The sequence below is a fragment of the Thiomicrolovo immobilis genome (assembly GCF_039645955.1).
GTDB classification, from domain to species: Bacteria; Campylobacterota; Campylobacteria; order Campylobacterales; family Sulfurimonadaceae; genus Thiomicrolovo; species Thiomicrolovo diazotrophicus.
Map to the genome: position 1 here is coordinate 249,187 of NZ_CP147916.1, position 18,828 is coordinate 268,014.

19 protein-coding genes are annotated in these 18,828 nt (G+C 58.7%); 17 read left to right on the forward strand and 2 right to left on the reverse strand.

Annotation, left to right across the window (positions count from 1 at the left end; translation table 11 throughout):
* The first annotated feature begins 80 nt into the window (after positions 1–80).
* Both WCX72_RS01325 and WCX72_RS01330 read left to right on the forward strand, forming a co-directional pair.
* On the forward strand, positions 81–425 hold the full coding sequence (locus WCX72_RS01325; RefSeq protein WP_345970439.1) for a hypothetical protein: 345 nt from the start codon (positions 81–83) through the stop codon (positions 423–425).
* Positions 426–817: 392 nt separating this feature from the next.
* Positions 818–1,726: a hypothetical protein gene (locus tag WCX72_RS01330; protein ID WP_345970440.1), complete on the forward strand. Its 909-nt coding sequence runs from the start codon at positions 818–820 to the stop codon at positions 1,724–1,726.
* 132 nt (positions 1,727–1,858) lie between these two features.
* Here WCX72_RS01330 and WCX72_RS01335 read toward each other — a convergent pair whose 3' ends face one another.
* Together WCX72_RS01335 and WCX72_RS01340 are read right to left on the reverse strand one after the other, a co-directional pair.
* The gene (locus tag WCX72_RS01335; RefSeq protein ID WP_345970441.1) at positions 1,859–2,977 is read right to left on the reverse strand and encodes an ABC transporter permease; all 1,119 of its coding nucleotides are present in this window, start codon (positions 2,975–2,977) and stop codon (positions 1,859–1,861) included.
* The gene (locus WCX72_RS01340) at positions 2,977–3,867 is read right to left on the reverse strand and encodes an ABC transporter ATP-binding protein (RefSeq protein WP_345970442.1); all 891 of its coding nucleotides are present in this window, start codon (positions 3,865–3,867) and stop codon (positions 2,977–2,979) included. The genes WCX72_RS01335 and WCX72_RS01340 overlap by 1 nt, the downstream gene beginning before the upstream one ends.
* A gap of 137 nt (positions 3,868–4,004) precedes the next feature.
* Between WCX72_RS01340 and WCX72_RS01345 the strand changes: the two genes are divergently transcribed.
* From WCX72_RS01345 to WCX72_RS01415, 15 genes are all read left to right on the forward strand, one after another.
* On the forward strand, positions 4,005–4,583 hold the full coding sequence (locus WCX72_RS01345; RefSeq protein WP_345970443.1) for a TetR/AcrR family transcriptional regulator: 579 nt from the start codon (positions 4,005–4,007) through the stop codon (positions 4,581–4,583).
* The gene (locus WCX72_RS01350) at positions 4,583–5,815 is read left to right on the forward strand and encodes a TolC family protein (RefSeq protein ID WP_345970444.1); all 1,233 of its coding nucleotides are present in this window, start codon (positions 4,583–4,585) and stop codon (positions 5,813–5,815) included. The genes WCX72_RS01345 and WCX72_RS01350 overlap by 1 nt, the downstream gene beginning before the upstream one ends.
* Positions 5,812–6,555 carry an efflux RND transporter periplasmic adaptor subunit gene (locus WCX72_RS01355; protein WP_345970446.1) on the forward strand — a complete coding sequence of 248 codons (744 nt, stop codon included), beginning with the start codon at positions 5,812–5,814 and terminating at the stop codon, positions 6,553–6,555. The genes WCX72_RS01350 and WCX72_RS01355 overlap by 4 nt, the downstream gene beginning before the upstream one ends.
* Positions 6,555–9,599, forward strand: coding sequence for an efflux RND transporter permease subunit (locus tag WCX72_RS01360; protein WP_345970447.1), 3,045 nt, complete (start codon positions 6,555–6,557; stop codon positions 9,597–9,599). The genes WCX72_RS01355 and WCX72_RS01360 overlap by 1 nt, the downstream gene beginning before the upstream one ends.
* Positions 9,600–9,625: 26 nt before the next feature.
* Positions 9,626–10,072: a hypothetical protein gene (locus tag WCX72_RS01365; RefSeq protein ID WP_345970448.1), complete on the forward strand. Its 447-nt coding sequence runs from the start codon at positions 9,626–9,628 to the stop codon at positions 10,070–10,072.
* Between the two features lie 228 nt (positions 10,073–10,300).
* Positions 10,301–11,164, forward strand: coding sequence for a TIGR01777 family oxidoreductase (locus WCX72_RS01370; protein ID WP_345970450.1), 864 nt, complete (start codon positions 10,301–10,303; stop codon positions 11,162–11,164).
* A 211-nt stretch (positions 11,165–11,375) separates the two neighbouring features.
* Positions 11,376–11,864: a DUF4405 domain-containing protein gene (locus WCX72_RS01375; protein ID WP_345970451.1), complete on the forward strand. Its 489-nt coding sequence runs from the start codon at positions 11,376–11,378 to the stop codon at positions 11,862–11,864.
* An 88-nt stretch (positions 11,865–11,952) separates the two neighbouring features.
* Positions 11,953–13,164, forward strand: coding sequence for a TolC family protein (locus WCX72_RS01380; protein ID WP_345970452.1), 1,212 nt, complete (start codon positions 11,953–11,955; stop codon positions 13,162–13,164).
* A complete protein-coding gene (locus WCX72_RS01385; protein ID WP_345970453.1) occupies positions 13,164–14,375 on the forward strand; it encodes an efflux RND transporter periplasmic adaptor subunit in 1,212 nt (403 codons plus the stop codon). The genes WCX72_RS01380 and WCX72_RS01385 overlap by 1 nt, the downstream gene beginning before the upstream one ends.
* On the forward strand, positions 14,372–15,052 hold the full coding sequence (locus WCX72_RS01390) for an ABC transporter ATP-binding protein (RefSeq protein ID WP_345970454.1): 681 nt from the start codon (positions 14,372–14,374) through the stop codon (positions 15,050–15,052). The genes WCX72_RS01385 and WCX72_RS01390 overlap by 4 nt, the downstream gene beginning before the upstream one ends.
* A complete protein-coding gene (locus WCX72_RS01395) occupies positions 15,042–16,253 on the forward strand; it encodes an ABC transporter permease (protein ID WP_345970455.1) in 1,212 nt (403 codons plus the stop codon). Before WCX72_RS01390 ends, WCX72_RS01395 begins: the two co-directional genes overlap by 11 nt.
* Before the next feature lie 235 nt (positions 16,254–16,488).
* Positions 16,489–17,409 (forward strand): CsgG/HfaB family protein, encoded by a 921-nt coding sequence (locus WCX72_RS01400; RefSeq protein ID WP_345970457.1) that lies wholly within the window; start codon positions 16,489–16,491, stop codon positions 17,407–17,409.
* A 3-nt stretch (positions 17,410–17,412) separates the two neighbouring features.
* On the forward strand, positions 17,413–17,712 hold the full coding sequence (locus tag WCX72_RS01405) for a hypothetical protein (RefSeq protein WP_345970458.1): 300 nt from the start codon (positions 17,413–17,415) through the stop codon (positions 17,710–17,712).
* A gap of 8 nt (positions 17,713–17,720) precedes the next feature.
* Complete coding sequence (locus WCX72_RS01410) at positions 17,721–18,098, forward strand: DUF4810 domain-containing protein (protein ID WP_345970460.1); 378 nt, start codon at positions 17,721–17,723, stop codon at positions 18,096–18,098.
* A complete protein-coding gene (locus WCX72_RS01415) occupies positions 18,095–18,778 on the forward strand; it encodes a GNA1162 family protein (RefSeq protein ID WP_345970461.1) in 684 nt (227 codons plus the stop codon). The genes WCX72_RS01410 and WCX72_RS01415 overlap by 4 nt, the downstream gene beginning before the upstream one ends.
* Positions 18,779–18,828: the final 50 nt, after the last annotated feature.

Genomic DNA, 18,828 nt, shown 5'->3' on the forward strand with positions numbered 1-18,828 from the left:
CATCGGGCGCATTTCGTGCTACACTGTTGCTACGTTCACGTTTTACAATGCATAGATAACGAAGCGGCAAAGGAGATACGATGACGCTGATAGATATCTTTACGGACCATGTAGTCAACTGTAAAAGTCTCAAGGATTATGTCGAGATCCGCAAAAACATCCACGAACGGGGCGAATTCAATGACCGGACCCTGATCCAGGCCGAAGAGGATCTTCAGCGGCTGCGCCGGGAGCATCCGGAGGTCTACGCGGGGATGTACGAGGTGCTCTATGAGATCATGCGCCGCGACGAGGGTCACTATTACGAATACCCCATCAACTTCATCCGCCAGATCCTGCGTATCTACCAAGAGGGGATCCCGGCCGAGAAAGTCCTCGAAGCATACCGCAAGGAACTGGACCACCACTACCGCGACGCCTGCTGACGCGCGTCAGCCCTCCAAAAAACAACTCAAAAGATTATAAGATCGGAAAAACCGGCGGGGTTCCCCGCCGTGTGAATTAGCGCACTGAAGCGTAGGGTGTCGTGCGTGAAGGAACGTTCTGTACTGTAGCGCCGATAGCGGTCGTTCCCCATCCCAGACCCAGGCTCGGCAGACGGTAGTAGAACAAAGTCATGATCACTCCTTTAAGTTGAACAAAACCAATTGTAAAAAGCAAACGTAGCACCGGCGTAGCAAAACGGCAAAAATAGAAAATATTTTCTTTCCCGGGCATGAACGCGCTGCCACGGCGTCACAAAATTATCACCTTCTTCATCGAATCTTCATTTTCGCGCGTCATAGTGCTTATAACCATATCACCAGAAGGATCCGAGATGAAATCGATTTCTCTTGCACTTTCGGCGCTTGCCGCCGGTCTAATTTTTGCCGCCTGCGGAGGCTCGGGAAGCAGCAGCACAGGCAGGGCTGTGACGAGTATTACCGGGACCGTACCGGGGACCCTTATCGAAGCCTTCTGCGAAGACGGGAGCTATTACGCGGTCAACTCCAATGACAACGGCACCAGCGAACACCCCTTCGAGATCGAGGTGCCCCAGAACACCAGTTGCCGGCTGGTCATGACGACCAACGAGAATACACCCGACGCCTCCGTCGTCACGCTGATCACCCTGAACGGCAGCTCCCTTTTCGAAGTGAACGCGACGGCCGTCGATCTGGGCTACATCGCCCTGCCGATGGACCGCACGGGTTATGACGATGACAATAACGGCGTCGCTGACGATCTCTTCAACGTCGTCACGCCCGAAGGCACCGTCATTTCCGTCGAACTGGCCGACGACCCGATGGATGTCGACGGTGATGGTGTTATCAACCTTTACGACGACGATGACGACAATGACGGCATCAAAGACGATGTGGACCCGGACGATGATAATGACGGCATTCCCGATACCGAGGATGAGGACAGCATCAACGACTTCGACCACGACGGTATCAACAACGATGCCGACATTGATGATGATAACGACAAGATCATCGATGCCGTGGACAACGACGATGATAATGACGGTATCGATGACAGCGCCGATACCGATGACGACAATGACGGCATTGACGACAGTAACGATCCTGACCAGCTCAATGATACCGATCATGACGGGCTGACCGATGCATATGACGACGATGACGACAACGACGGTATCCCGGACGATGAAGACCCGGATGATAACGACGACGGCATTGACGACAATGAAACCGACGGCCAGGAAGTTACTCTCGCCTAACCCCCGCCGGCGGCCCCCCGCTGCCGGGTTTTATGCACGCTTTTTTTTCTGAATCTCCCTTCTTTTTCTTCCACAGATCATGCTCATGAACACAATGATAATGCCCGGCGTATAAAACGCGCGGACTGTTTATTACAGCAGGGAACGGCGGAATTTCAGGATGCTCAGCCCGATAAAGAGCACGGCGAACCCGCCCAGCGCCGCGAAAGAGTGCCAGAGGTCGGCGATGAGGGTGTGCTTGATCAGCAATCCCCGGATGATCTCGACAAAGTAGGTAAAGGGGATGGCGTAGCAGAGCGGCCGGATGTAGTCGGGAACGGCTTCGAGGGGGAAAATGAGGCCGCTGAGCATCACGGAGGGGATAATGATGAAGATCGCAAGGAACATCGCCTGCTGCTGGGTCTGCGACACGAGCGAGATCAGCACCCCCATCGCAATCATCACCGCGACATAGACGACGGCGAGCAGCGCGAGGTAGAGGTGCGACGTCGCCTCGGGCAGGTCGAAGAGCAGCCACCCCAGTCCCAGGATGAGGTAGAAGTCGATCAGCGCGATGATGACGTAGGGGATGATCTTTCCGAAGACGAAGGCGCTTTTGCTGATGGGGGTGACGAGGAGCTGCTCGAGGGTCTGCTTCTCCCGTTCCCGCACGACGGTGATCCCGGTGAGAATAAGCGCGATCTGCATGATGAGCACCCCGATGATGCCGGGCAGGAAGAACCAGGTCTCTTTCTCGTCGGGATTGAAAAGCACGACGGTATCCATGATGAAGGGCTCCGGGGCAATGACGGTTGGCGGCGCGTTCTCGTCGAGGAAATACATGTCGTTCGTCACCCCTTCGTCGGTGGCGGCGGAGGAGTTGTACTTCATCGCCGTCGTCAAAGAGGGCATCGTGCCGTCGACGTAGAAGGTGATATGGGGTTGGTGGTTCTCGCTGAGGTCGGCGGAGAAGTTGCCGTCGATAAAGAGGCCCGCCTCTGCCCGTCCGGAACGGATCTCCTCGATGATCGCCGCCCTGTCCGCTACCGGATAGAGTTTGAAGTAGCCGTCGCTCCAGAGCCCTGTTTTGATGAGGTTGCTGAAAAAGGAGCGGTCGTTGTCGACGTAGGCCATCGTGACGTTTTTGGGCTCGAGTTTGAGGGCGAGGCCGAAAAGCACCAGAAAGATGACGGGCATGACGACGATCAGGGCGATAAGCCTCGGGTCGCGGCGCAGCTGGGTCAGCTCCTTTTTGATCATCGCACCGAGCATTACCGCCGCTCCTGGGTGAGGGCCATAAAGACGTCCTCGAGGTTGGGTTCGGTCTCATAGACCGCGGCATCCGGCGCGAACGGCGCGACCAGCGCATCGACGGCCTCGCGGCCCATCTCCGGCATTGTCATCAGGCGCAGTTCGCTGCCGAACTGGTTGACGAGGCGGATCCCGGGATGGTTTTCGGCGGCGGCGGTGAGGGCGGGGTCGTAGTCGACGCGCACGGCAAAGACGCGGACTTCCCCCAGTTCGGATTTGATGGCAGCGGGTGCGCCTTCGGCGATCATCTGCCCGTGGTCGAGGATGGCAATGCGGCGGCAGCGCTGCGCCTCTTCCATGTAGTGGGTCGTAACAAAGAGGGTTTTTCCCGCGGCCGCCAGCGTATAGAAGTCGTCCCAGAGCTGCTTACGGGTGACGGGATCGATGCCGGCCGTCGGCTCGTCGAGGAAGAGCACGTCCGGGTCGTGGGAGAGGGCGCAGGCGAGGGCAAGGCGCCGTTTCGTCCCGCCTGAGAGGGTCCCGGCGCGCTTGTTCCGGTAAGCGCTCAAAGCATAGCGTTCGAGCAGCGCATCGAGCCGTTCTGCGTCATGTACGCCGTACATGCTGGCGTAGAAACGGAGGTTCTCGATGACACTCAGCTCTTCGTACTGCCCGAACGACTGCGCGACGTAGCCGAAGCAACTTTTGGCCTTTTGCACGGGCTTCCCGTCGATGCGCACCGTGCCGTCGTCGGGGGCGATCAGGCCGCAGAGCATCCGCATCGTTGTGGTTTTGCCCGCGGCGTTGGGTCCCAGCAGTCCGAAGATCTCGCCCCGGGGAATATGAAATCCGACATCATCGACGGCAAGGGTGCTGTTGAAACGTTTGCGCAGATGTTCGGCCTCGATCACGGTCCTGCTCCTTGGGGGGTCCTATCCGGTAGTATACATCACATTCGGTGTATAGTGATTTGAACTAAGTTCATTTTTAGAAATATGATTTTAGTATTCGAGTACGATTTCCATCATTGGGGACGGAAAGGTCAACCATGATCAAAGCGAAACTGCAGGATGTTAAGCGCTCGCTGATCCTCGAAGCGGCGGCGGAGGCCTTCGAATCGGCGGGGTATGAAGCGCTCAAGGTCTCGGAACTGGCCAAGGGCGTCGGGGTCTCCGTCGGAACGATCTACGGGCTGTTCGAGTCCAAAGAGGGGCTCTATATGGCCTACGTCAAAGCGCAGATCAGCGGCTATATCGCGGAGCTTCGGGCCCGCTGTGAGACGGTCACGGATCCCGAAGCGCAGCTGGAAACGGCATTCTGGCTCAAGTTCAGCCATTTCGCCTCCAAGCGCAGGGCCGTCGAGGAGTGCGCAAAGAACAACCCGCTCTTTTTCAGCAATATCCGCCATAGCGAACCGGAGATCCTGGAGCAGGTGTACAAGGTGATCGCCGGGATCGTCCGGCGGATCAATCCGAAGCTGGATGAGGAGGAAGCCCTGGCGATGTCTTATCACCTGGCCGGTCTCAGCGACGGCTATATTAACTACTGGCTGGTCCATGACGGTGATCTTCTTTCGAAAGTGCCGGCACTGCAGGCCCAGATGTTGACTATGATCAAAGGATGTTAATGCGACAGATTTTCTCTTTACTTTTTGCGGGGACGGCCCTGTTCGGGTTTGATCTGCCGACGCTGATCACCCAGGCGCAGCAGAACGAGCAGGTGCAGGCCTATGCCAAGCGCGCCGAGGCGGCAGCGCACGAACACGACGCGGTGGTCGCGTCGTACCTGCCGCGCATCGACGCGGGGGCGAGCGCCTCGTACCTCGACGAACGGGGCAGCATCGACGTACCCGAAACCTACAAGGCCTACGCCGAGGCGAACTTCGTCATCCTCGACGGTTTCAAACGCAAAAACCTCCTCGACGAGAAGAACATGCTCACCGAGGCGGGTCGTTTTGACCTTGAAGGGTTCAAAAAGGCGGTCTCCCTGCAGGTGATTCAGCGCTATGCCGAACTGCAGAACGTCGCGTCCGATATTGACGCCCTTCAGAAGAACCGCGAGCAGCTCGCCGAGCAGCTGGAACGGTTCAAACTCTTCAAAAGCGCGGGCATCGCGACGGAAGAGGATGTCGAGCGTCTCAATGCCGCCGTGGCCGATGCGGATTACCAGATCATTGCACGGCAGTACGAGAGCGACCGCCTGCGCAGCCAGCTGGAGCTGCTCAGCGGCGCGCCGCTGGAGGGTGAGCTGACACCGGGGGCGGTCGTCCTGCCGGAGGAGACCGAAGCGAAACGGCTCGACAGCCTCGAAGCGATGGCCTTCAGGGTCCGCGCTCTGGGCTATGCCGCCGAACAGGCCGACAGCGTCTACTATCCGACCATCGCCCTCAACGACACCTATACCTGGTACGACTACAAGAATTTCAACCCGAGTTTTCCGGTCAATTTCGTTGACAAACAGAACCGCCTGACCCTGCAGCTCTCCATGAACCTGATCGATTTCGGCGCCGCGCGGCAGCAGAAGCAGGTGATACGGCTCCAGCAGGAGGCGCAGGCGCTTGAGCTGCGCTACGCCGAAAAGTCGGCGGAGGCGGACCGGGCGCTGGCCCTCAAAGCGATCCAGCGCGCCGAAAGCCTGCTGGACGCGGCGCAAAAGTCGGAAACGGCCTCCGACCGCACTTTTGCCGTCGTCAAGAAAAAGTACGAGGCGCGGGTCGTCGACTACATCCGCTATCTCGACGCGCTGAGCAAAGCGACGGAGTCGAGAGCGCAATACAACCGCGCACTGAGCGGGCTGAACAGCGCCAATGCAACCTACATTTATAACCTGGGGATGGACCCGAAGGAGTATGTCAAATGAAAAAGATCTTAGTGACGGCCGTCCTTATGTTTACGGCACTGCATGCGCAGAACATCTATGCAACGTTCGATGTCGAAGCGGAAAAGGCCGCCGAACTCTCCCTGACCTCCAGCGGCACCATCGAAGGGATCAATATCGACGTCGGTTCCCGGGTCAAGAAGGGCGATATTCTGCTCTGGCTGGATAACGACGATATGAAAGAGGCCGTGGAGCTGGCCAAGGCGCAGCTGGAGCTGGCCCGCGTCGACGCCAAGTTCGCCCAGCGCAATTTTGAACGCTACGAGAAGGTCAAGAATGTCATCGATGCGGGCGAATACGACCGCTACGCGTCGGCGTACGAGACGGCGAAGAGCCGCCTGCACGAAGCGCAGGTCAACGTACGCTACAAGCAGGCCCTCCTGGAGAAGACGATCCTGCGGGCCCCCTTTGACGGGGTCGTCTCCGACAAGCCCGTCGAGGTGGGGGACGTCGTCAGCGGCGCCATGATCAAGGTGCTGCTGCGGCTGCAGAGCGCGAAAGCGAACACCCTCAAGCTCAAAGTCGACCAGAAATACTGGACAAAACTGAAGCCCGGCCAGACCTTCCGCTACCGTGTTGACGGCGAGACGGGGCAGCGCGAGGGGAAGGTGAGCATCGTCTACCCGACGGCCAACAACGCCAACCGCAAGATCATCGTCGAGGTCCCGGCCAAGGGGATCGTCCCGGGGCTCTTCGGCGAGGGTGAGATCGAGGCCGACTGATGTACAAATTTGCCATTAACCGACCCATCACGACGCTGATGTACGTGCTGACGCTCGTCGTCTTCGGACTGATGAGTTTCAAAGCCATGCCCGCGGCGCTCTTCCCCAACGTCGACTTCCCCATCGTCACCGTCAAAACGGTCTACCCTGGGGCGGAGCCGACCAGCGTGGAGTCCCAGATCACCGACAAGATCGAGGAAGCGGTCTCGGGGATCAACGGGATTGACACGATCACCTCTACGAGCAGCGACGGCGTGAGCGTCGTTATGGTCAAGTTCCTGCTTGAACGCAAGATAGACGAAGCGGCCAACGATGTGCGCGACAAGGTCTCCGCCGTCAAGCTCCCGGTGCAGGCGGAGAAACCGCTGGTGAGCAAGCTCGATATCGGCGCGGCACCGGTCATCAACGTCTTCCTGGCGGCGAAGGAGGCGACGCCGACGGAGCTGATGCTCTTTGCCGACGAGAAGGCCAAACCCGCGATCCAGCGCCTCAGCGGCGTCGGGGCCATCAATATCATCGGCTACCGCGACCGCGAGATCCGCATCTACCCCGACCCCTATGCCCTGAACAAGTACGGCATTACCGTCAAAGAGCTCAATGACATCATCTCCAAGGAGAACGTCAAGATCGGCGGCGGGAAACTGGAGAAGGGGGCCAGCGAGCTCATCATCAAAACCGAGGCCGACGCGGTGAACATCGACGACCTCCTCGCGATCAAGATCAAAGACGAGCTCCGCCTGGCCGATCTTGCCCGGGTCGAGGACGCCCTGGCGGATGCGAAGAGCTTCTCCTCCTATGACGGAAAGGCCGGCGTCATGCTGGAGGTGCAGAAGATCTCGGGCACGAATACCCTCGACGTGATCAAACTGGTCAAGGATGCCGTGCCGGGGCTGCAGCGGCTCGCGGGCGACAAGATCGAGGTGAAAACGCTCAACGATACCTCGCCCTTTATCATCCACTCCCTCGAAGACGTCGAGTTCGACCTGGTCTACGGGGCGCTGCTGGCGGCGCTGATCATCTTCGTCTTTCTGCGCAACGTGACGATCACCCTTGTCGCGTCCCTGGCGATCCCGACGTCTATCATCGGCACCTTCGCCCTGATGGACTACATGGGCTTCGACCTGAACAAGCTGACGCTGATCGGGCTGACGCTCGCCATCGGTATCCTCATCGACGACGCCATCGTCGTTATCGAGAACATCTACAAAAAGATGGAAGCGGGGATGGGCAAGTTCGACGCGGCCGTCGAGGGGACCAAGGAGATGGCCTTCGCTATCCTCGCGATCTCCTCGATGCTGCTGGCGGTCTTTATCCCCGTCTCCATGATGAGCGGGATCGTTGGGAAGTTCTTCAACTCCTTCGCGATGACCGTCGCCTTTGCCATCGTCATCTCCTATACGATCGCGATGACCTTCATTCCCTCGCTCAGCGCCCGGGTGCTGCATAAAGGCGAGAGCCGCTTTTACGACAAGACGGAGTTCATCTTCGTCTGGCTCGACCGCGCCTACGCGGCGACCCTGCGTTTCGCCCTGCGCTTCAAGGTGCTGAACATGGTCGCCGTCCTCGTCATCTTCATCGGCTCGCTCTCGCTCTTCCCGAAGATCGGGATGGACTTCGTTCCCAAGGAGGACAAGGCGGAGTTCGAGGTGAAAATCGAGGCGAAGCCGGGGATCTCCCTGGAGGAGATGCTCGTCAAATCCCGCAAGGTCGAGGCGCTGGTCAACGGCGTCGACCAGGTGGAGTATACGACGCTGGGCATCGGCTATAACAGCGCCCAGGAGATCAACAAGGCGCTGCTCTACGTCAAGCTGACGGACAAAACGAAACGTTCGCAGAACCAGGAGGAGATCATCCAGGCGCTGCGCGGTAAACTCAAAGGGTTCGACCCAGATCTCTTCATTACCGCGGCGGCCATCCCGAACATCAAAGGCGCCGGGGTCTCCGTGCCGTACCAGATCGTCCTCAAAGGCGACAGTTTCGACTCCCTCACTGCGGCGTCGGATGCGCTCACGGCCTACCTGGCGCAGAAGCAGGGCTTCGTCGACATCGATACGAACCTCGAGGCGGGCAAGCCGGAGTTGCAGATCTCCATTCTGCGCGAGAATGCCAACCGCCTCGGCGTCCGTGCCGAGGATATCGCCAAGGCCCTGGCAACGGCCTTCTCCAGCGACCTGCCGATCTCCCAGTATGAGGAGAACGGCAAGCTCTATGACATCACCCTGCGTTTCGACGACGCCCACCGCGAGGACGTGGAGCAGATCAAGAAGATGGAGCTGCGGACCCCGGCGGGCGACCTCGTCTCCCTTGACGGGCTCGTGACCTTTGAGAACGGCAGCGCGATGGCGGCGGTCAACCGTTTCGACCGCGAACGCCAGGTGACGGTCTTCGCCGACCTCTTCGGCCTCGACCTCGGCGGCGCCGTCAGCTACACGATGGCCAAGATCGACGAGCTGATGCCCGAGGGCGTCAACTACCGCTTTACCGGCTTCGCCGAAGAGATGGCCAAGACGGGCAAAGCCTTCGTGACGGCAATAGGACTGACGATCATCATGATCTATATCATCCTGGCGATCCTCTACGAGTCGCTGATCCAGCCCGTCATCATCATGATGGCGTTGCCGCTCTCCATTACGGGGGTTTTGATCGCCCTCTTTTTGAGCGGGCAGCAGTTCAGTCTCTTCGTCATGATCGGCTTCTTCCTGCTGATGGGAATGGTCGGGAAGAACGCCGTCCTGCTCGTCGACTTCGCCAATGTCGCCGTCGAGAAGGGGCGGGAAGTCAACGAGGCGCTGCTCGAGGCGGGCGAAAAGCGTCTGCGTCCTATTTTGATGACGACCTTCGCGATGGTCTTCGCGATGCTGCCGCTGGCATTCGGCAGCGGTTTCGGGAGTGAGACGAAGTCGCCGATGGCCATCGCCGTCATCGGCGGGCTGATCAGTTCGATGATCCTGACCCTCGTCGTCGTGCCCATCATCTACCGCCTCCTCTACCCGCTGGACCGCTGGCTGCGTTCGCACTACGAACGCCGTATCGGGGAGGCATGAGCCTCCGTGCCAAGGGGTGATAGAGTATGAAAATAGTAATCAGCTTTTCGTTCTTGCTTTGGATGCTCTATCAATTGAAGGTATATATAGATGCCAATTATATCCCCGGAATTTTTGTCATGGGGTTGTTTTCTCTCATACCTCTCATACTCTTCTTAGACGCCTTGCCCGGGACTTTTAAAAAGTCGAAAACGCCCATCAACCAAAAGACGCATGAGTATGAATTCGACCCAGGTGGAATGACATGGTCGGATTTGAAAAAAAGCGTCGAAACCTATTATCGGCCATTCGGTTTTACGAACGTTGTTATTGACAAAGCAGACGCATGGATGATAAAAAATCCGGAAAATGAAGAGGCATATGTGCTCGTGTCGTTCAAGGCAAACCGCTTTAAACTGGAAGCCTACAATACCCATGCATTCGATTTGCATGACCAAAAAATGAATGATTCAAAAGTCGACGGCAATGCATAGGGGAACTGTCTATTTCCATTGATAAACGCCGCATCGGGGAGGCGTAAGCCCCTCCGTCAACCCTTTTCCCGAATCAGTCTGGTGTGTTTTTTTGTTTAATGCGCCAGAGTATGTTGTTTTTCTCAATTTATCCCTCCTGTGTCAGCGTTATCATGTGTAAAATAGGTGTGATGCAAAAAGGACGCGGTGTTTGGTGTGAGCACCCTACCGTCCGTCAGAGGAGGAGACATGAGAATCGCAATCAGCGGCGCAGGCGGGTTTATCGGAAGTCACCTGGTGCGCATGTTCGAAGCGGAAGGGTGGGACGTTATCCCGCTCCACACAAAGGACTTTTTGCTCGATGACGCCGTTTTCGTCGAGAAACTTTCCGGGGCGGACGTCATCGCCCACCTGGCCGGTGCCTTGATCAACAGGCGCTGGACGGAGGCGTATAAAAAAGAGCTCTACGAGAGCCGAGTGAAAACGGCCGAGAAGCTCGTGCGCGCCATGGCGATGATGGCAGAAAAACCCAAGCTCTTCATCTGTACGTCGGCGGTGGGAATCTATGCATCGACGGGCAAATATGACGAAGAAAACGCCGTCTATGCCAACGATTTTCTGGGGCGGCTGGCGCAGAACTGGGAGGCGGCGGCCATGCAGGCCAACGCCGTTGGCATCAGAACGATCATCTTCCGCTACGGCATTGTGCTCGGCCACGGCGGCGGCATTCTCAAAGAGATGCTGCTGCCCTTCAGGCTCGGACTCGGGGGGACGATCGGTGACGGGACACAGCCTTTTACATGGGTGCACATCGACGACCTGATGCGGGGCTACCTTTTCGCTACCCGGCATCCGGATATGGAGGGCGTCTACAATCTGATGGCGCCTACGCCGACGACCAATTACGGTCTGACGAAGACGCTCGGCAGGGTGCTGCATCGCCCGACTTTTATGACCGTGCCCCGTTTCCTCCTGAAGCTGCGTTTCGGTTCCGAAGGCGGCGAGGCGCTCGCCGGCGGTCAGTATGCCCTGCCCAAACGGCTGCTGGAGGCCGGATTTACGTTTAAATTCAAAACCGTCGATGCGGCGCTGGAGGACCTATTTGGTTCCTGATACCCCGAGGGGGACACGCTAGGGCGCCGAGAGAGCCAAAAAACGCAGTGACGCCTTTCCCCACGACTGCAGCGGCGTTTACATTGGTTTACGCCGCGTTGGCTGCCGATATACACCTTTTTTCTACAATCGTTTCCAAAGAGATATGAACGGTGCCGGAAGTTCCCTGCCGTTCCCGAGTCACCGAACAACTATCTGCAAGGAGCGTATAATGAAACCGTTGATCAAAGAGAGTGCGACCTCGTTAACGGCGCTGGTATTTTTTGTCGTCGGCGTGAGCGGCGTCCTGCTCTATTTCCACCTCTTTGATGTCCAGGTCAAGGCACTGCACGAGACGCTGGGACTGCTCTTCGTCGCCGCGGCGCTCCTGCACGTCTACTTTAACTGGAAGGGGATGAAGCGGTACTTCCCCAAAAAGGTTTTCATGGGATTCACCGCCGTGCTTACCGCCGTTTCGATTGCGTTTATCGCGTCGTCGGAAAGCGGCCCGAACCCGAAGGTAACCCTGATCGACCGTGCCCTGAACGCACCGCTGGCCGTGTCGCTCCCGCTGCTGGCAACGGACCGGGAAGCGGCCGAAACGCTGCTGGGCGACAGGGGGATTACCCTTGGCAGTGCGGATTCGCTCGCTGCAATCGCCCGCGCCAACAGCGTCTCTCCCTTCGAGCTGGTCATGATGATCACCGCGGAGAAAGAGTAATGCGGCGTCCCCGTTTAACGGGAGTTTCCCTAAAGGAGCAGGCTTGTTCTATAATGCTAAGTGACACACTCAGAAGGATATCGGTAAAGTGAAAGAATGCACGTTACGTCTACGCCGGCTCTGGCCCCTGCCGTTTCTGTTTGCCTCTCTCCTCGGCGCCGAGACGCTGCCGCTTTCGGAGCAGAAGCGGGAGCTGCTGAAGCTCAAGCGCGAACAGGTGAAGGAACAGACCGGGACCGGCAAAACCAGCTGGGTCTCTCCGCTGGTGCTGTCGCTCTCCTATACGCGCTCCAGGGATGCCGCGGGCAGTGAGGGCGGATTGGCGAGCGCCGGGGTGTCGTGGGACCAGGATGTTTTCCGCAGCGGCGGAATCTACTATACCGTCGAACAGGCGGACGCCTCCGGCAAAGCGAATCTGCTTGCCGTCGACCTGGAGGAGGCCGCCTACCTTAAGCAGGCCTATACTCTCAAAGCGCAGGTTGAGCGCGACCGCCTGCAACTGCAGCAGAGCGAATTGACGCTGGCCAACCGCGACATCGACTTGATGATCACCCGGGCGAAGTACAAAGCCGGCAGTGCGGACATCAGCGAGCTCAACCGCGTGACCATCGACCGCGACAGTGCGCGCAGCGACGTGATCGTTGTGCGCAACACTCTGCGCAGCGAAGTGTTCGAACTCCAGAAGCTGCTCGGGTCGCGCGGCGTCGACACGGTGGCGCTGCCGGAATTCCCCCTTGTCCCCCGCGACGTCTACCTGCAAAACAGCCTTGAACTGCTGCAATACACGGCCCAGAGCCGTGCGGACACGGCGGCTTGGAAGGTGACGCGTTCGGCCTACCTGCCGACGCTCTCGGTCAATGCGGGGTACGGCTATAACGACTACCGCGGCGATACCCTCGATTATAACGGCGACCGCTACAGCTACGGCGCCGTGCTGAGCATGCCGCTCGATATCAACAGCAGGGGGACAGTCGAGGCAAGCCGACTGCAATCCTTGCAAACGCAGACGGCGCAGATCGACCGCAAGATGGAGCTGGAACAGGAGTACGATATGCGTGCGGCAACCATCGGGGATTATCAAGAGAAGATCGGCGTGGCCGAAGAGATGATCGCTATGTACGACGACCTTTACACCTTCACGCAGGGCCAGGTCAAGGCGGGCTATACCTCTTCCTATGACCTCGAGTCGCTGGGGAATTCGGTGCAGATCCAGAAGCTCGAAAAGCGGATCCAGCACTACAACATCCAGATTGAGCGTATAGCGCTCTATTTCGATACCCGGATATACAAGGAGCAGTAATGGAAGCGATGGAAAAGGTCACGGCGTATAAAAGCCCTCGATGGAAATGGATCGTACTGGGCGTTGTCGTGCTGATCGCAGTGGCCGTCGGCGGCTACTTCTTCCTGCAACCGGCTAAGAACGGTCAGGCCTACCGTTTCGTCACCCAGAGCGCGGAGCGGGGGGAACTCAACATCACCGTTTCGGCGTCGGGGTACCTGCAGCCGCTGGAGAGCGTTGATGTCGGTACGGAGGTCTCAGGCACGATCGAGAAGGTGCTTGTCGATTACAACGACCTTGTGAAGAAGGGGGAGTTGATGGCGCAGATGGATAAGACGAAGTACCAAAGCGCCGTCGACAAGGCGAATGCGGCGCTGAGGTCGGCCAAGGCAACGCTGGAGAATGCGAATGCGGAACTCTACCGCAGCAAGGCGACGCTCAAGCGCGACGAAACGCTGCGCGAAGAGACGAAAGGGGCCCTGCCTTCGCAAAGTGACTGGGATACGGACTATGCCGACTATCTGGCGTCCAAGGCGCAGGTCGATAACGCCAAGGCGCAGGTGGAACAGGCGAAGCACAGCCTCGTCTCTTCGCAGTATGACCTGGAGCGTACGGCAATCTATTCGCCCGTCGACGGTACCGTGCTCACCCGCGAGATCGACCCCGGCCAGACGGTCGCGGCTTCCTACCAGACCCCGACGCTCTTTACAATCGCCAAGGACCTGCGCAAGATGGAGCTGCAGGTGAGCGTCGACGAGGCGGATATCGCCAAGGTGAAAGCGGGGGACACGGCAATGTTTACGGTTGACGCCTATCCTGACAGCGTGTTTTCGGGCACGATCCGCATGGTGCGGGTCAACTCGGAGATCGAGGACGGGGTCGTCACCTACATCGCCGTACTGGACGTTAACAACAGTGACCTGAAACTGCGCCCGGGGATGAGCGCCGACGCGGATATCACCGTCCAGACGTTCCGCGATGCGCTGATCGTCCCCCGCGCCGCGCTGCTTTACCTTCCCGTCGCAACGTCCAAGGAGACGAAACTGTTCGCGTTTCATGACGATGACGAGAGCGCCTACGATGATAAACCGCACGTCTGGCGGCTGAACGGGCAGACCCCGGAGAAGCTCTACGTCGAGGTGCTCGGCACGAACGGTACCCAGAGTGTCATCGCAGGGGAGGTGCTCACACCCGGGGACAATCTTATCGTCGCCCAGGAGAAGCAGCCGTGATCAGCCTGGAACAGATCACCAAAACCTACGGCAGTGGCGAGGCGGCGACGCATGTCCTGCACCCGTTGGATCTCCGTATCGGCCAGGGCGAGTTCGTGGCCATCATGGGGCCCAGCGGCAGCGGCAAGTCGACCCTGCTCAATATCCTCGGTGCTCTCGATGTGCCCAGCGGGGGGCGCTACCGGTTTGAGGGGACGGACCTGGGGCGGCTGACGCACGAACAGCGGGCCCTGTTCCGCCGCTACGTTCTCGGCTTCGTCTTCCAGGGCTTCAACCTGCTCAAACGCACCTCGGCGCTGGAGAATGTGGAGATGCCGCTGATCTACCAGGGCGTTTCCGCCAGGGAGCGCCGGGAACGCGCGGAGGAGGCCCTGGTACAGGTCGGGCTTGCCGAGCGCATGCACCATGACCCCTCACAGCTTTCGGGCGGGCAGCAGCAGCGTGTGGCCATTGCGCGTGCCATCGTGACGCAGCCGCAGGTCCTCATCGCCGACGAACCGACGGGGAACCTCGACACCCAGCGCAGCCATGAGATCATGGAGCTGATCCGGGGTTTCAACGCCAAGGGGATCACCGTGATCATGGTGACCCACGAAGAGGAGATCGCCGACTACGCGTCGCGCACGATCCTCCTGCGCGACGGCCGCATCGAGAGGGACACGGACCATGCTGCTTAACGCTTTCCTGCAGGCCATCCGCGAAATAAGGCGCAACCTGATGCGCTCCTTGCTGACGGCAATAGGGATTGTCATCGGGATCGCCTCTGTCATCGCGATGGTCAATATCGGGCAGGGGGCGAGCGAGTCGATTACCGCAAGCGTAGGCAGCCTCGGCAGCAACACGCTGCACATCATGCCCGGCCAGGAGAAGGGGCCTCCGGGGATGTCGGGAACGAGCATCCCCTTCGAGATGAAAGACGTCCGCATTTTGCAAAAGTCGATCTTCACGCTCGAAGCGGTCTCCCCGATGGCCAGCAGTACCGTGAACGTGCTCTACCGCGACCGCAGTTACCAGACCAGCGTGCGCGGCGTCGAAAACGGCTATTTTGATGTCCAGAACTGGAACCTGGCAGAGGGGGAGCGCTTCAGCGAAAGCGAGCTGCGCGCGGGGCAGAGCGTCTGTATCCTCGGACAGACGGTGATCGACGAGCTTTTTCCCGGGGGAGAAGAGCCCATGGGAAAAAAGATCCGCCTCAAGAGTTTTTCATGCCGGGTGATCGGGACGCTTGAAGAGAAAGGGGCGAACACCTTCGGCATGGACCAGGATGACCTGATCCTCGTCCCCATCAAGATGTTCCAGCGCCGTATCGGCGGGAACCAGAACATCCCCTCCATTTTGGTGTCGGTCAAGGAGAACTACCCCCTAGACACCGTCAAACAGCAGATCCGCCAGGTGCTGCGCGAAAGCCGCAACATCAAACCGGGCAAAGAGGACAATTTCGCTGTCCGGAGCATGACGGCGCTGCTCGATACCCTGTCGCAGATCACGTCGATGCTGACGGTGATGCTGGGGGCGGTGGCCGCCATCTCCCTCGTCGTCGGCGGCATCGGGATCATGAACATCATGCTCGTCTCGGTGACGGAACGCACCCGCGAGATCGGCATCCGCATGGCCATCGGGGCCATGAGCCAGGATATCCTGATCCAGTTTCTGATCGAGGCGGTCGTTCTCTCGGGGCTCGGCGGCATCTTCGGCGTGCTCACGGGCATCGGGATCACCGTGGGGGTCGCGCAGGCGATGGACCTGACCCTCGTCATCAACCCGGCCGTGACGACGGTTGCGCTGCTCTTTTCGATGCTGATCGGGATCGTTTTCGGGATCATCCCGGCGCGCAAGGCGGCGAACATGAACCCGATCGACGCGCTGCGGTATGAGTAAAAAACATCTCACGGCGCGGCCGGCCGCCGGATATCCGCCCACTTTTTAACCGCACAGCTCCGTTTTCTCCCCTTCTACCATACTCCATCCGAATGCCGGGGAGCGTTTGCAGCCCTCTAGATTAAGCATGACTTGGCATAATATAAAACATATACTGTTATCGGAGACTACAATGAAGTATAGGTATTTACTAGCTCCGGTCGCCGCAGCCCTCTGTATCACGGGGTGTGCGACCATGGAGAAACAGGAAGTGCATGACACGCCGACGGCGGCACCCGCCGTCAGCAAAACGGTGCAGGCCGCCAAGGCGCTCAAAGAGGAGCCTTCGGGTCTGAAGCGCAAAGTCGCCATTGGCCGCTTTACCAACGAGACCCGCTACGGCCAGAGTTTCTTTATTGATGAGAACAGCGACCGGATCGGGAAGCAGGCGATGGATATTCTCTCCTCCAAGCTTTTCGAGACGGGCAAGTTTATCATGCTCGAGCGCGCGGACCTCGAGAAGATCCAGAAAGAGCTGGCGATGGGCGATGCGCCCGCGCTGAAAAACAGCGCCGATTACCTCATTCTCGGCTCCATCACGGAGTTCGGGCGCAACGAGGTAAGCGACGTCGGCTGGTTCAGCCGCGTCAAGAAGCAGGAGGCCTTCGCCAAGGTCCATATCCGCATCGTCGACGTCAGTACGGGGCAGATCATCTACTCCGAAGAGGGGAAAGGGACCGCGTACAGCGAAGCCGGTACGGTCATGGGCGTCGGGGACAAGAGCGCGTATGACTCCCAGCTCAACGACAAGGCGATCGACGCAGCGATCTCGGACCTCGCATCGAACGTGATCGAGAACATGATGGACAAGCCGTGGCGCGGCTACCTGCTGGGCTACGAGCAGGGGATGCTGATCACTTCCGGCGGCAAGAGCCAGAACATCAAGGTGGGGGACAAGTTCGACGTCATGGCGTCGGGCAAGAAGGTCAAAAACCCGCAGACCAACAGCATCATTACGCTGCCGGGCAAAAAGCTGGCGACGATCGAGATCGTCTCGACGGCGGGGGACACCCCGGAGAACGAGGTCTCTTTCGCGTCGATCACGAGCGGCGACCTTGGCGCGCGCCTGAAAACGAAAAATTTCTCCGACCTGTATATTCAGGTCCACAAGGATTAAAGCATGAAAGCAGTGACAGCAGTGTTGATGGCGGCAGCTCTCTTTATGGCCGGCTGCGGCTACAAGTCGGGCGTTGCCACGGGTGAGCGGGCGTCCTACCTCTACTTTACAGGTGACGTCGCGGGGGCATCCGTCTCCGTCGACGACGGGCAGCCCTTCGCCGTCGAAGCGGGACGCGACCACCAGTACCGGGTCGCTCCGGGCAAGCACAGCGTGAAGGTCTACAGGGGGGATGCCCTCGTTGTTGAACGCAGTATCTACGTCGGCGACGGCATCGCCAAAGAGATCGGAGTCGGCCAGTGAGGATGGGCATGCTGATGAAAGCGGCTTTGCCGCTGGCAGCCATCGCGATTTTGAGCGGGTGTGCCACGAAACCGCAGGCACTCTATAACTACGGCACCTATAGCGAAAGCTACTATGCGTATAAGCAGGATACCAGTGCGGAGAACCTCCTGGCGATGCAGCAGGCGATTCTGACGGCCATCGAAAATGCCAATGACAGCGTTTCCAAGCGTGTGGCACCGGGGATGTATGCGAACCTGGGATACATCTACTTCAAGCAGGGGGACACCAAGCAGGCTGTGCACTATTTCGAGATGGAAAAAGGGCTCTACCCGGAGTCGGCGCACTTTATGGACCGCGTCATTGAAAAGGTGCGCAAAGCCGAAGCGAAGGGAGCGAAATCATGATGTACGGAAAAATAGCTGCAGTGGCGGCATCGATTTTCGCCGCAATGATCATGACGGGGTGTGCCGCGCATAATGCGGGCATCACCAAAGGCGAGGCCTTCCCCCAGATGTATGAAGAAGACCCCCGCTCCATCGTGGTCCTGCCGGCGATGAACGAAAGCAGCGATGCCGAGGCGAAGGACTACTACGCCACGACGATCGAAATGCCCATCGCGCAGACGGGCTACTATGTCTTCCCGATGGAGATGGTCAGCGACATCCTCAAACAGGAGGGCGTCTACGATACCGAACTGCTCTACAGTCTGCCCGCGGATAAGTTTTACGACTATTTCGGGGCCGACGTCGTCATGTTCACGCGTATCAAGAAGTGGGACGTCATGTATGCCGTCGTGGCCTCCTCGCTGACGGTGACGATCGCCTCCGAAGCGGTCTCGACGAAGACCAATGAGAAGCTGTGGGAGTACGAAGGCAGCGTCACCGTTGACCTTACGAGCAACAGCGGCGGCGGCGGACTGGCCGGACTGCTGATCCAGGCGATCGGCACGGCGATCAATACCGCCGCGGCCGATTATGTCGAATACGCCCATGTCGCCAACGCCCGCCTTTTCTTCGCACTGCCGGCGGGCCCGTACCACCCGGCCCACCAGACCGACCAGGGTGTCGTTATCCGCAAACACTAGCCCTTTTTCTTTGGGCACAAAGAGAGCATGATGCTCTCTTCCCCTTCCAT

Coding starts and splice junctions, on each gene's coding strand:
- WCX72_RS01325 (WP_345970439.1), top strand. CDS start 81: ATGACGCTGATAGATATCTTTACGGACCATGTAGTCAACTGTAAAAGT.
- WCX72_RS01330 (WP_345970440.1), top strand. CDS start 818: ATGAAATCGATTTCTCTTGCACTTTCGGCGCTTGCCGCCGGTCTAATT.
- WCX72_RS01335 (WP_345970441.1), bottom strand. CDS start 2,977: ATGCTCGGTGCGATGATCAAAAAGGAGCTGACCCAGCTGCGCCGCGAC.
- WCX72_RS01345 (WP_345970443.1), top strand. CDS start 4,005: ATGATCAAAGCGAAACTGCAGGATGTTAAGCGCTCGCTGATCCTCGAA.
- WCX72_RS01350 (WP_345970444.1), top strand. CDS start 4,583: ATGCGACAGATTTTCTCTTTACTTTTTGCGGGGACGGCCCTGTTCGGG.
- WCX72_RS01355 (WP_345970446.1), top strand. CDS start 5,812: ATGAAAAAGATCTTAGTGACGGCCGTCCTTATGTTTACGGCACTGCAT.
- WCX72_RS01360 (WP_345970447.1), top strand. CDS start 6,555: ATGTACAAATTTGCCATTAACCGACCCATCACGACGCTGATGTACGTG.
- WCX72_RS01365 (WP_345970448.1), top strand. CDS start 9,626: ATGAAAATAGTAATCAGCTTTTCGTTCTTGCTTTGGATGCTCTATCAA.
- WCX72_RS01370 (WP_345970450.1), top strand. CDS start 10,301: ATGAGAATCGCAATCAGCGGCGCAGGCGGGTTTATCGGAAGTCACCTG.
- WCX72_RS01375 (WP_345970451.1), top strand. CDS start 11,376: ATGAAACCGTTGATCAAAGAGAGTGCGACCTCGTTAACGGCGCTGGTA.
- WCX72_RS01385 (WP_345970453.1), top strand. CDS start 13,164: ATGGAAGCGATGGAAAAGGTCACGGCGTATAAAAGCCCTCGATGGAAA.
- WCX72_RS01395 (WP_345970455.1), top strand. CDS start 15,042: ATGCTGCTTAACGCTTTCCTGCAGGCCATCCGCGAAATAAGGCGCAAC.
- WCX72_RS01400 (WP_345970457.1), top strand. CDS start 16,489: ATGGAGAAACAGGAAGTGCATGACACGCCGACGGCGGCACCCGCCGTC.
- WCX72_RS01405 (WP_345970458.1), top strand. CDS start 17,413: ATGAAAGCAGTGACAGCAGTGTTGATGGCGGCAGCTCTCTTTATGGCC.
- WCX72_RS01410 (WP_345970460.1), top strand. CDS start 17,721: ATGCTGATGAAAGCGGCTTTGCCGCTGGCAGCCATCGCGATTTTGAGC.
- WCX72_RS01415 (WP_345970461.1), top strand. CDS start 18,095: ATGATGTACGGAAAAATAGCTGCAGTGGCGGCATCGATTTTCGCCGCA.